The following is an 11,905-nucleotide window of genomic DNA, read 5'->3' as shown; positions in this document are numbered from 1 at the left end:
ATCGTCAGGCACGCACGGCTGCTTCGAGCCTGTCGCCGCCCGCAGCGGCCGCGGCCAGCGAAGCGCGCATCACCTTGCCGGACTGGGTCCGCGGGATGTCGGCGACGATGACGATCGTCGCCGGCCGCGCCATCGACTCCGACTCGCGTCGATAGTGCGCGGCGACAGCCTGTTTGAGGCTACGGGCCGAGACCTCGTCGAGGGGCGCCGAGGGAACGACTGCGAGGCCGACGAGCGCTCCGAACTCGGCGTCGGGAATTTCGTAGCAGGCGGCCTCGGCGACCCCGGGCACAATTTCGGCGATCCGGTCGACCTCGTCCGGTGCGATGTTGACCCCACCGGAGATGATCATCTCCGACGACCTGCCCTTGATGTAGAAGAACCCGTCGTCGTGGCACTCCAAAAGATCGCCGGTATTCACCCAGCCATCAACGAGTATTTCCTGAGTGCGCTGAGGACTGTTCCAATAGCCCAACATGTTGGCCGGTGACTTGATCCACAGCGTGCCGAAGGTTGCAGATGGGGGCGCGCCGGGCAGGGTGGGTGCGCCACCGTCGGGGCCGGCCAGGTAGACACCGACGCCGGGATAGGGTCGCCCCACCGCTCCGGCTTCGATTTTCGTGATCGATTCATCATCGGTCGGCAGACACAAAGCCGTGCAACCGGTTTCGCTCAGTCCATACACCTGCGCCGTACGGATTCCCGCAGACTCGATGTAACGCACGTCGGACGCGATGGCCCGCGATCCGCCGTAACCGAGGAGCCGCAAGGACGGGACCGATGCATCACCGGACTTCAGCTCCGCGATCAGCTTGGAAATGAGCATGGGGACAAGGCATGTCGAGGCAACGGCGTTCGTAGTGAGAATTTCCAGCAGCGATGACGTGTGCTCACCTCCGGTGATACACATTCCGCCGTGCATCAAGCAGGTGAGAATCCACCACAGGCCGCCGATGTGGGTCGCAGGCAGTGGCGAATAGGTGGTCTCGCCCTCCACCCAGGTGATCCAGTCCAGACCCGTCTGCTCAAGCGTGTCCGGGATCGCGAAGAACGTGCGGTTGGCCAGCAGCACCGCCTTCGGTTCCCCGGTGGTACCGCTGGTGAAGATCATCGCGAGAGGGTCGTCGGCGCCATGCGCAGGTCTCTCGGCCAGCTGATCGGTGTCTGCCGGTCGACCGTCGACGGTCACAACGATCGTCGGTATCGATTGCAGGGCGTCAGGCAACGACGACGTCTGGACCTTACTGCCTGGTGTGACGAGAACCGCTGTTGGATCAGTGATCTCACCGAAGCGGCCGATCGCCGCCGGCGGCATGTTGCCATCCGCCATGACGGCGATCGCGCCCAGTGCTGCGCAGGCCAGCACCGACAGGTAGGTCTCGGGGCCGTTGTCCGAGATGACGAGCACCCGGGACCCCTCGACCACAGAGTGGCCCGCCAGGTCGGCGGCCAGCCGGTTTGTCTGGACGATGAGGTCGCGATACCGCAGAGCGCTTCGGCCGTCGCAGCGCCGTAAGGCAATTGCCTCGGGTCGCCGCGCGGCCTGCCGCAGAACACGCTCCAGCACGGAAGAAGGCGAGTTGGACATGTGAAGGTCTTTCTTTGAGCGGTCTACGGGATATTGAGCGCCGCGAGTTCGACTTCGCCGTAGGCGGCCCCGCCGATCCCGTCCCAGAACTCGATCGAGCACGGAATCGACAGATAACGTATCGACCGATCGATGACCTGAAAGTCTTTGCACAGCAGTCGCGCTGAAAAACTCTCTGCATTGATCGGTCGTCGGAATCGCTGAGATGCGTTCTTGATCAGCATGCTCGGCAACTGATAGTTGAAGTAGTCCTCGATCGACCAGCCGCGAAGCACGGGAATCTCTTCGTTGAGGATGGCGGGCGCGAAGGCGCAGTACGCGAGTTGGTTGAAGCACAGGATGAGCTCCGCGGCATTGAAATGACCGGTGCTCCGGATGTACGCGGACTCGGTGATGCGAAAATTCGCATACCCGAGCACGGAGGTCTCGGTGGCTTTGTACTCCGCGTCGATCAGGTAACGGCAACCTTTGTAGGAGTACGGCTCAAGGACTTTGACGAGTAGATCTTCGGCGATCGGAGTCGTGTCCGTGGCCCCCGAGTCCGTGTTCGCAGCCAAGTCGATGGTGCTCATGCCGCGTATCCCGGTGTCGCGAGGCCGTCGAGCATGGTCAGCCGATGAGTGGTCAGAGTGCCCGAGGCGGTGCCGTGCTTCGCCCGATGCATCAACACCCGGTTGTCCCACAACACGATGTCGCCTACCTCGTAGTGCTGGGTGTGGATGAACGGAGAGGTGTAACCGGTGTCGAGCTGCCCCGTCGCTGCCATCAGGTCCTGCAGAACGGCCGGATCGACGAGCTCGCCGTCGCTGTCTTCCATCTTGTTGGTGCCCGACGCGCAGATGTAGAGAATCTCCTGCCCGGTCTTGGGGTGCCGAATGACGGTGGGCCACTTGATCGGCGGAGTGGTTTGGGTGATCTCGTCCCAGATCTCGCCAATCGGCTTGTAGACGTCCGCGGGGCGGATCTTGATGTGCCGACGTGGATCGTGGGTGCTCAGAGTGCCGCGGGCCAGATCCTGTTTGGCGGCCGGCAGCGACTCCCAGACCCTGTTCAGGTCGATGAAATACGTTCCGCGATCTGATCCAGGCACGGCGAGAGGCACGACCATGGAGAACGCGAACGGCTCGGGCATGAACATGTAGTCGATGTGCCAGAATGCGCCCGTCTTGGGCACGCCCTGACCTTCTTCGGTCGACGACACGAAGATCTCCGAATGATCCTCGTGGTGGTACATCGGTTCGTAGTAAGGCACGATCTGCCCGAGAATTCGCCCGAGCTGGATGAATTGCGCTGGAGTCGGGTGAACGTCTTTGAGGACTACAAGCTTGTTCTCGTAGACCAGGTTTCGTATCTCGTCGGTGGTGATGTCTTCCAGGTTTGCGGGGTCGATCCCGGTGATCTGCGCACCGAGACCCTCACCCTTGACGTTGAGCGTCATCAGCTGTCTCTTTCATTCGAATCGTTTGTTCTGGCTCGCCAATTCGTGACACGGCTTTTATCTGGACCCCCCGTTCGCCCAGGTGTTCGGAAGGAGCGGCATCCGGGTGCCCGCGTCCTCAGCGAGTCGGGAAAATCCCGACGCTCGGACCCGATGCGCATCGGTGGTGCCGGTGAAGCCGAGCGAACCTGAGCCCTGCTCGCTTGCCTGAGTCGAGCGAGCTTCGGAATCGCCGGTGGGAGTGTCGGATTGGTCGATGGTCGCGTTGGCGTCCAGGAATTCGTCGCGGTGACCATGCTGGCCCGCTGTCATTTTCTTGCGCCTTCTCCGGTGGATCAAACTGACAGCCGGGACTGACGCCGCCGCGGCCCGGCGCGGGCTGTCGGCTACTCCGACGCTGGATGTCGCGCCCGTCCGCGGACTGACGCCCCCGTCCGGTGGTGTCAAGCCGGGTACGGCATAGAGGACCGCCGCTGACGGCGCAGCGCCGGCGGGTGTGGAGGTCGCCGCGCCGGCCGGCGCATTGGTGGCTTGTGCGGTACCGCTCGAAGCGCTGGATGCCGCCGGGGCGGCTGCGCCGGCGATATCCGATGTGGATTGCTGCTCATGGCTTGTCGCAGCCGGCGCCGGGTCCAGGTCGAAGAATCCATCCTCGAGCCAGGGATAGAGCAGGACGAGTGCGCTCAAAGCGCTCAGCGCCGGGGCGAAGAACGGCAGCAACAGAAGTGCGTAGGAGGCGTAGTACGGGTAGAACAGCACGTCGTACAGGAACAACGCGATGACCGCCAACACGGCGGTCTCGACGGGGCCGAGCCCGAGCCGCTGCAAGAATTCGTAGATGTAGGTGTAGGGATCGTCGATGAAGTCGAGGATGTCTTGAGATGGGTCATCCGAACTCGAAGCGGCCGGCTGGGCGTTCTGTTGAGAGTCGGCCTTGAGGATCGGGGGAGCCGGTTGAGTCGCCGGCGTCGCCGCAGTGGCCGCGGCAGAGACGGCCTGATAGGTCGTCATCGTGTTGGCGGCCTGCACCCACATCCGCACGTAGTCGGCTTCGTTGAGGGCGATGGGGATAGTGTTGACGCCAAAGAAGTTGGTGGCCAGCAGAACTCCGTGAGTGACGTGGTTCGCCGAGAGTTCGATGAGCGTCGGCATGGCAGCCAGGGCGCTGGTGTAGGCGGCGGCCGCCGTCTCGTGCTGCGCGGCGGTGACCGAGCTGTCTGCTGCCGCCTGCTCGAGCCAAGCGAGATACGGGCCGTGAGCGGCAACATATTCCGTCGCGGTGGGCCCTTGCCAGCTTCCTGATTCGACCTCGGCCAGCAGCCGGCTCAGGTCATCGGCGGCGATGCCGTACTGGCCACTCAGTTCGCGCCACTGCGCTGCGGCGGCGATCAGGGAGCCGGGTCCCTGGCCGGCACTCAAGAGTGCGGAGTGCACCTCGGGAGGCGCAGCCATCCATACCGGAGCCGTCACACAGCCACACCCCCTTCCCGGGCTGAGCGCGTCGCCCGATGGCACGGGGGCGCTAGCGGAGTAGTCGGGCGAAGCCGGCAAAAAGTTCCACCGCAGATGCGGGCAATTTCTAAGATGTTGGACTTCACACCCGTAAAACTGGACTGACCTGCGGAAAGCCGCCGTGAAGTGATGCACGGCATCGGCGCGCGGTTGGCGCCGCCGCGCCGTGCGACGGCAGCGTGAGTCATCTTGCGAATACTGCGATCTCGTGTATCCCGGCGCGTGCTAGTACAGTCGGCGCCATGTCGGCTGTCGACGCCCGCCATCTCGACGGCGTATCCGAAACCGCGCTCCTCACGCTGCACCAGCGAGCCACCGAGGCCGCCAGGCCCGATGGGATTCTCGACGATCCGATGGCGGTCGTTCTCCGTGACAGCGTCGATTACGACTACCACCACTTCGGTCGCACGCACCAGGCAACGGCGTGGCGGGCCGTCGGATTTGATATCGCGTCACGCGAGTACCTCGACGCGCACCCGCGTACCACAGTCGTCGCGCTCGCCGAAGGTCTGCAGACCAGCTTCTGGCGCCTCGATAACGGCGAACTCAACTGGCTGTCAATCGATTTGGCGCCGGTCATTCGTCTGCGCGAGCGTCTTCTCCCCACCTCGAGCCGGCTTCGTGCCAGCGCTCAGTCCGCGCTGGACCCGTCTTGGATGGACGTCGTCGACGATGCCGACGGCGTGTTGATCACGGCCGAGGGTTTGTTCCAGTATCTGGATCGTGACGAGGTGTTCGGCCTCATCGCCTTGTGCGCCAAGCGCTTTCCTGGCGGCCGCCTGGTGTTCGACAGCGTGCCAAGATATTTGAGTCGGTATTCACAGCGCCGCGGTGTGAAGCTGAGCAAGCACTACACGGCACCGCCGATGCCGTTCTGGTTCACCGCCAAGCAGTACGACGAATTGCGCCAACTCGATGGCGTCCAATCGGTTCAGGAGTTGCCGGCGCCTCCTGCACGGGGCAGACTGCTCCGGCTCGCCACCCGGGTGATGTACGGGTTGCCGCAATTCAGCGGGCTTCGTGCGCCGACGACAGTCGTCGACTTCCGCTGATCGCTCGACGCAGGCGTGCCGGTAAGGCCTTTCGCGCAGCGGTTAGGCCAGATGTCCGAAACTGATCCGGCGCAGTAGGGTCCGCACGGCGGCAGGAGCGCCCGCGAGCGGGCCGTGCTGATCCGGGACGTCGAGGATCGTTCCGCTGGAAGCGGATTCCGCTCGGACCTCGGCGGCATACCCGGCTTGCTCGACGACCTCGCGCAGTGCCGACGCCGAGATGTCACCGTCGACGTCGATGGACGCGACCTTCGTCGAGAACTTGACCGAGGCGCGCACGCCGGGCATCTTGTTCAGCGCATTCTCGACCCGCCTCGCGCACGCCCCGCACGACATTCCCTCGATATCGAGTTCGATTCGCCGAACCTTCGCCGCACCGTTCTCCGGCGTCGCCACATCCGTCACACAACATCCTTGCTGGTCGGGGCAGCCCAGCGCGCCCACGTAATCAAATAGTCGTTCACGAACGGCCGCGAGTTCCAGCACCGGCCCGGATTGTTCGCCGGTGTGACGCACACGGGGGAACATTTCGCCGCCGGTAGGCGACTATAGGAGTATGGACTGCGATGTCGCCCGCGAAGCTCTGTCTGCGCGGCTCGACGGCGAGCGAGAGCCGGTGCCAACCGCACGAGTCGACGAACATCTCGACGGATGTGTTGATTGCCGAGCCTGGTTCTCCCAGGTATCAGAGCAGGCGACGGCATTGCGCAAGCTGGTGCAGTCGAGGGCGGTGATCGCTTCGCTGGGGCCGATCGGCACAGCCCAGTCGCAACCGCGTTTGTCGATGAGCTGGCAGCGGTGGGTCTTGCTGTTGGCCGGGGGTGCGCAGGTCGTGCTCGCGATCGTGCAGGGTCTGGGTGTCGACGTCGGGCTTTCGCACAGTCATCCGCTGAATGGTCATCACCATCTGCTCAACGAATCGACATCGTGGTCCCTGGCGATAGGCGTGGTGATGGTCGGCGCCGCGTTACGCCCACGCGCCGCCGCGGGTCTCGCGGGAGTTCTTGTTGTGTTCGCGGGCGCGCTCACGGCTTACATCACCGTGGACGCGCTGTCGGGAGCGGTCACGGTCGTCCGGATGATCACGCACCTGCCGGTAGTAGTAGGGGCGATCTTCGCGCTGATGGTCTGGCGGGGCGAGTCGGACTCCGGGCCGACTCCCGAGTCTGTAGCGGCTGAACCGGATATTGTTCTGCCCGAGAACGCATCTCGAGGTCGGCGCCGTGGACACTTGCGGCCCACCGACGGGTCTGCCGCGTGAGCGCGGACCGTGCAATCGAGCGAGGGCGGCGTGCGATCGAGCCCATCTACGACGAGTCGTCGTAGACTCGGCGGGTCCCATCGCCTCTGCGAAAGGTCGCGGCACAATGCCGTCGAGCCAGTCATCTACGCCTGAGCCTCCGGCTCGACGCGGGTCGCCGGCCTGGCTGGCCACCGGCTACGCGCTGGCGGCCGCAGGCCTGATCGGTTACGCGGTCTGCGCGAGTGCTCGCACATATTTGGCTGTCGGCGATTCGTACCCCGGGATCGTGACCGCGGTGGCCGAGCGGCTCGGGCTTTTCTCGGCGGCATTGGCGGGCGGGGTGACCGTTGGCGGACTGCTCTACGGCATCGTCGTGGCGTCCCCGGACGGGCGCGGCGTCATCGATGCGCGCGCATACCGGGCCCATGTCGCGGTCGAGCGGTCGTCTGTTGTGTGGGTTCTCATCTCGGCGGCGATGGTCATCGTGCAGGCCGCCGACAACGCCGGCGCGGCGGTGACTCGCCTGCTTGGCAGCCCAGTACTGGCTGACGCCATCCGCGTCTCTGAACTATCCCGCGCGTGGATCGTGGTGACGGTGGCCGCCGCGGTGGTAGCGGCCATCGTTCGCCTCTCGTTGCAGTGGGTGACGCAATGTGCGTTGCTGCTCCCCGGATTCATCGGCGTTGTTGCGGTCCCGGTGAGCGGCAATGCGGGCCAGGGGCCGGATCACGATTACTCGACAAGCGCGATGATCGTCTTTGCCGCCGCGCTCGCGGCGCTGACGGGTCTGAAGATCATGGCAGCGACGAACCCGACCGTCCACGGCTTCGCGCCTCACCTCGCTCGTATCGAAATGGTCTGCGAGACAGCGGCTCTGATCTATGGCGGCCTGCTGATGTCGACGCTGACGACCGCGCGGGACCTGGTGGATACCGGCTACGGGCGGGCGGCCGTCGCGGTCGTGACGGTCTTGACGGCGATCTGGGTCAACGATGTTGCGGCGCTGGTGTCCGCGCGACGTCGGGCGCCGGTCGGGTTCGGCAACTCGGCGCAGGCCGTGGCGATGATCGCGGTTGTGGCTCTGACGACGTCGATGGCGACGCAGACCGCTCCACACCTGCTCTCTCACCGATTCACAACCTGGGACGTCTTCCTCGGCTACGCGTTGCCGCGGCCGCCCACTGTCTCGACGTTGCTGTGCACCTGGCGATTCGACACCCTGATCGGCGCCGGCGCGCTCCTGCTCGCGGTCGTCTACATCGCCGGTGTCATCCGGCTGCGTAGGCGCGGCGACCGTTGGTCGAACGGGGCGCTCGTTGCATGGCTGGCCGGCTGCTTGTGCCTGCTGGTGGCCAGCAGTTCGGGCGTAAAGGCTTACGGGTCAGCGATGTTCAGCGTTCACATGGCCGAGCACATGGTGCTGAACATGTTCATCCCCGTGCTGCTCGTGCTCGGTGGTCCGGTTAGCCTTGCTCTGCGTTCGCTCAGACCGGCCGGCACGGGTGCGCCTCCCGGCCCGCGGGAGTGGCTGCTCTGGATGCTGCATTCCGACCTGAACCGGTTCTTGTCCCACCCCGTCAGCGCTTTCGTCCTCTTCGTCGGCTCGCTCTACGCGGTGTACTTCACTCCGCTGTTCGACACGCTGGTCCGGTATCACTGGGGCCACGAGTTGATGAGCTTCCACTTCCTACTCGTCGGACACTTGTTCTTCTGGGGCATCATCGGTATCGACCCCGGGCCGAGGAGACTGCCCTTCCTGGCCCGCCTTGGATTGCTGTTCGCCGTCATGCCGTTTCACGCTTTTTTCGGCATCGCGGTCATGACGATGACGTCGACAATCGGAGATCGGTTCTACCGCAACGTCGATCTGCCATGGTTGTCCAGCCTGTCGGCGGACCAGCACCTCGGTGGAGCAATCGCCTGGGGGTCGAGCGAATTGCCGGTGATCCTGGTGGTGATAGCACTCGTTGCGCAGTGGGCGCGTGCCGACCGCAGAGCCGCGACACGATCGGATCGGCACGCCGACTCCGACTATGCGGATGACGAACTCGACGCCTACAACGCGATGCTGCGGGAGCTGTCACGCAATCGACGTTGATCGATTCCGTCAATGCCGGCCCCGCGCGAGACCTCTGCGCCTCGGCCGCCAAAGTTCCTGAGTCGCAGGCTGTTTGACACCACGAAGAACGACGAGAACGCCATCGCCGCTCCGGCCACCAGCGGGTTGAGCAGCCCGGCGGCCGCAATAGGTATGGCGGCGATGTTGTAGCCGAACGCCCAGGCCATGTTCACTTTGATGGTCCGCATCGTGGCGGCGGCAAGGTCGAGCGCCAACGGCACGACAGTGAGGTTGTCGCGCACCAGAATGACGTCCGCGGCGCCGATGGCGACGTCGGTACCGCGCCCGATCGCCATTCCGAGATCGGCGCATGCCAGCGCGGGTCCGTCATTGATGCCGTCGCCCACCATCGCCACGGTTCGGCCACGATCGCGCAGTTGCTCGATGACATCGACCTTGCCTTCGGGCAGGACGTCGGCAATCACCTCGTCGATCCCAACTTGGGCGCCCACGGCGGCCGCCGACGCCGGATTGTCGCCGGTCAGTAGAACGGTTCGAAAACCCCTGTCGTGCAGTGTCGCAACGGCCTCGGCGGCGGAGGCTTTGATGGCGTCGGCGACCGCGATCACTCCGCAGAGTTCGCCGTCGACCTCGACAAGGACCGCGGTCTCGCCGCGCGACTCGGCGTCGTACCGTGCCCTCAGCAGGTCCGCCGAGCCCGAGGCGCCGTCGATCCACGACGAATTCCCGACTCGTACTGCCCGATCTCCGACCACACCACTCACTCCTCGGCCGGGCACCGCGCGGAAGTCGACGACATGCTGGGGGGCGGGCACGGCGGCCGAAATCGCCAGCCCGATCGCATGTTCGGACGCTGCCTCCACCGCGGCCGCGAGTTGCAGGACCTCCTGCGTCTGCCAGTCGTCGGCCGCCGTCACCGCGCTCACCGAGAGTTGCCCCTCGGTGAGGGTGCCCGTTTTGTCGAACACCACGGTGTCGACGGCCCGGGTTGCTTCCAACGCGCTATGGCCCTTGACGAAAATGCCCAGCTGGGCACCGCGTCCGGCGGCCACCAGCATCGCGGTCGGCGTCGCCAGCCCCAGCGCACATGGGCACGCTATGACGAGGACGGCAAGGGCGGCCGAGAATGCTTTGGCGAGGTCGCCGCCGACCACCAGCCACCCGATCCCTGTCATCGCCGCTACCGCGAAAACACTGGGAACGAAGACCGACGAGATGCGGTCGGCGATTCGCTGAGCGTCCGCCTTCTCACTCTGCGCTTGCTCGACGAGCCGGACCATGCCGGCGAACTGGGTGTCGGCACCGACCGATGCGGCTTCCACGATCAGACGGCCGTCTAACACCACCGTGCCGCCGATCACCTTCGCGCCGGGCTCGACGTGCGTCGGCGTGGCCTCACCGGTCATGGCGCTCATGTCCACCGCGGCCGACCCGTCGACGACCAGACCATCAGCCGCGATGGTCTGTCCCGGGCGGACCACGAAGGTCTGCTGCTCACTGAGCTCGTCGGCCGCAATGATCAATTCCGACCCGTCTGGCTGCAGGACCGCGACGTCTTTGGCGCTCAGCGCGGCCAGCGCCCGTAATGCCCCGCCGGCCTTGGACTTGGCCCGGGCCTCGAAATAGCGACCTGCCAAAACGAACACCGTGACGCCCGCAGCGACCTCGAAGTAGATGGCATCGCTGCCCATCAGGGCCTGCCAGACACCCCGGTGCTCGACCGACCCGTGATCGCCGAACATCGTGTACAGCGACCAGGTCGTCGCGGCCGCAATTCCGACCGAGATCAAGGTCTCCATCGAGGCGACGCGGTGACGCGCGTTGCGCAGCGCAACCCGATGGAAGGGCCACGCCGCCCACATGACGATGGGAAGGGCCAGTGCGGACAGCACCCATGCCCATCCGGGAAAGCGCGTGCTGGGCACGATCGCGAACATCCCCGAGAGGTCCGCGACCGGAACAAACAGCACCGCCGCTACCGCGAGTCGGATCAGCAGATAACGAGCATGGTCTGCGTCCGGGTCCTTGACGTCCCCGGCGCGGACGGTGCGTGGTTCCGCGGCGTAGCCCGCCCGTTGGACCGCGTTGCAAAGCTCCGACGGTGTGACGTCCGCGTCGGCCTCGATGGTTGCCACCCGGGTGGCGAAATTGACCGAGGCGCGCACGCCCGCCAACTTGTTCAGTTCGGATTCGACCCGGGCAGAGCATGCGGCACAAGACATTCCAGACACCGTGAGCTCGACGCGCTGGACGTCCACAAGGTCCTGGCCGGGTGGCGCGGACGCGATCGACATTGCTGCGTTGCCTCTTTCTGAATCTGTACCTGTCGCACGGAAAGTCGTTTCAACCTATCCGGAAGTTCCCCGGAGCCATGGCTTAGTCTGATGCCCGTGGTGAGCGACGACGACGATCTCGATGACCAAATTACTCGTCTCGCCAAACTTGCCGGGAAAGGCGACCGCGCAGCGCTGTCCCAGTTCATCGAAGCCACCCAGCGCGATGTCTGGCGCCTGGTGGCGCACCTGGTCGATCCGGGCAGCGCGGACGACCTGACGCAGGAGACGTTCCTCCGTGCCATCGGTGCCCTGCCACGGTTTACCGGACGATCGAGCGCGCGGACCTGGCTGCTGTCGATCGCCCGCCGGGTTGTCGTCGATCAGATCCGCTACAAGTCCAGCCGACCGCGGACCACCCAGTTGGCCGACTTGACCGAAACCCATCACAGCCGCCGGGGCAGCCGAATCGAGAACATCGTCGAGATACGCATGCTGCTCGACGCGCTGGAGCCCGAGCGTCGTGAGGCGCTGATCCTCACCCAAGTCATGGGAATGTCGTACGCCGAAGCGGCCGCCGTCTGCGGCTGCCCGATCGGGACGATTCGCTCCCGCGTCGCCCGCGCCCGCGACGATCTGTTGCGCGAGGCAAACGAAGGCGGCTCCGCGGAATCACAGGCCTGACGCAGGTCCTGGTCGGGCGCTCTCGCTCGTCGATG

The 11,905-nt window shown here is 65.1% G+C and carries 10 protein-coding genes; 4 read left to right on the top strand and 6 right to left on the bottom strand.

Going from position 1 to position 11,905, the window contains the following annotated elements:
- Window positions 1-4 precede the first annotated feature (4 nt).
- Genes fadD10 through PT015_RS11520 form a run of 4 tightly spaced genes read right to left on the bottom strand, consistent with a single transcriptional unit; the run spans window position 5 to window position 4,478 of the window.
- Window positions 5-1,588: a fatty acid--CoA ligase FadD10 gene (gene fadD10, locus PT015_RS11535; protein ID WP_285190746.1), complete on the bottom strand. Its 1,584-nt coding sequence runs from the start codon at window positions 1,586-1,588 to the stop codon at window positions 5-7.
- A gap of 23 nt (window positions 1,589-1,611) precedes the next feature.
- Window positions 1,612-2,160, bottom strand: coding sequence for an FcoT family thioesterase (locus PT015_RS11530; protein WP_285190745.1), 549 nt, complete (start codon window positions 2,158-2,160; stop codon window positions 1,612-1,614).
- Entirely contained in the window at window positions 2,157-3,026 is an 870-nt protein-coding gene (gene scoE / locus PT015_RS11525; protein WP_285190744.1) for a (3R)-3-[(carboxymethyl)amino]fatty acid oxygenase/decarboxylase, read from the bottom strand. The genes PT015_RS11530 and scoE overlap by 4 nt, the downstream gene beginning before the upstream one ends.
- A 57-nt stretch (window positions 3,027-3,083) precedes the next feature.
- Entirely contained in the window at window positions 3,084-4,478 is a 1,395-nt protein-coding gene (locus PT015_RS11520; protein WP_390888017.1) for a PPE domain-containing protein, read from the bottom strand.
- A gap of 302 nt (window positions 4,479-4,780) precedes the next feature.
- On the opposite strand from PT015_RS11520, the gene PT015_RS11515 reads away from it, so the two are divergent.
- Window positions 4,781-5,590, top strand: a complete 810-nt coding sequence (locus tag PT015_RS11515; RefSeq protein ID WP_285190742.1) for a class I SAM-dependent methyltransferase — start codon at window positions 4,781-4,783, stop codon at window positions 5,588-5,590.
- 42 nt (window positions 5,591-5,632) lie between these two features.
- Here the strand turns inward: PT015_RS11515 and PT015_RS24685 are convergent, their stop codons facing one another.
- Window positions 5,633-5,995 (bottom strand): heavy-metal-associated domain-containing protein, encoded by a 363-nt coding sequence (locus PT015_RS24685; RefSeq protein WP_390887972.1) that lies wholly within the window; start codon window positions 5,993-5,995, stop codon window positions 5,633-5,635.
- 151 nt (window positions 5,996-6,146) lie between these two features.
- Between PT015_RS24685 and PT015_RS11505 the strand changes: the two genes are divergently transcribed.
- Window positions 6,147-6,851, top strand: coding sequence for a zf-HC2 domain-containing protein (locus tag PT015_RS11505; RefSeq protein ID WP_285190741.1), 705 nt, complete (start codon window positions 6,147-6,149; stop codon window positions 6,849-6,851).
- Window positions 6,852-6,957: 106 nt separating this feature from the next.
- Window positions 6,958-8,931 (top strand): cytochrome c oxidase assembly protein, encoded by a 1,974-nt coding sequence (locus PT015_RS11500; RefSeq protein ID WP_285190740.1) that lies wholly within the window; start codon window positions 6,958-6,960, stop codon window positions 8,929-8,931.
- On the opposite strand, the gene PT015_RS11495 is transcribed toward PT015_RS11500, so the two are convergent.
- Window positions 8,889-11,207: a heavy metal translocating P-type ATPase gene (locus PT015_RS11495; RefSeq protein WP_285190739.1), complete on the bottom strand. Its 2,319-nt coding sequence runs from the start codon at window positions 11,205-11,207 to the stop codon at window positions 8,889-8,891. The two genes, PT015_RS11500 and PT015_RS11495, sit on opposite strands and share 43 nt — an antisense overlap.
- A 99-nt stretch (window positions 11,208-11,306) precedes the next feature.
- Between PT015_RS11495 and sigC the strand changes: the two genes are divergently transcribed.
- On the top strand, window positions 11,307-11,870 hold the full coding sequence (sigC, locus tag PT015_RS11490) for an RNA polymerase sigma factor SigC (protein ID WP_285190738.1): 564 nt from the start codon (window positions 11,307-11,309) through the stop codon (window positions 11,868-11,870).
- Window positions 11,871-11,905: the final 35 nt, after the last annotated feature.

Origin of the sequence: Candidatus Mycobacterium wuenschmannii (genome assembly GCF_030252325.1) — a bacterium.
Lineage (GTDB): Bacteria > Actinomycetota > Actinomycetes > Mycobacteriales > Mycobacteriaceae > Mycobacterium > Mycobacterium wuenschmannii.
This window is presented reverse-complemented; position numbering and strand designations above follow the sequence as displayed.

What these genes read in the sequence shown, in the direction of transcription:
- PT015_RS11495 (WP_285190739.1), bottom strand. Translation starts at nt 11,207, where the DNA reads ATGTCGATCGCGTCCGCGCCACCCGGCCAGGACCTTGTGGACGTCCAG.
- PT015_RS11520 (WP_390888017.1), bottom strand. Translation starts at nt 4,478, where the DNA reads ATGGCTGCGCCTCCCGAGGTGCACTCCGCACTCTTGAGTGCCGGCCAG.
- fadD10 (WP_285190746.1), bottom strand. Translation starts at nt 1,588, where the DNA reads ATGTCCAACTCGCCTTCTTCCGTGCTGGAGCGTGTTCTGCGGCAGGCC.
- PT015_RS11530 (WP_285190745.1), bottom strand. Translation starts at nt 2,160, where the DNA reads ATGAGCACCATCGACTTGGCTGCGAACACGGACTCGGGGGCCACGGAC.
- PT015_RS11500 (WP_285190740.1), top strand. Translation starts at nt 6,958, where the DNA reads ATGCCGTCGAGCCAGTCATCTACGCCTGAGCCTCCGGCTCGACGCGGG.
- scoE (WP_285190744.1), bottom strand. Translation starts at nt 3,026, where the DNA reads ATGACGCTCAACGTCAAGGGTGAGGGTCTCGGTGCGCAGATCACCGGG.
- PT015_RS11505 (WP_285190741.1), top strand. Translation starts at nt 6,147, where the DNA reads ATGGACTGCGATGTCGCCCGCGAAGCTCTGTCTGCGCGGCTCGACGGC.
- PT015_RS11515 (WP_285190742.1), top strand. Translation starts at nt 4,781, where the DNA reads ATGTCGGCTGTCGACGCCCGCCATCTCGACGGCGTATCCGAAACCGCG.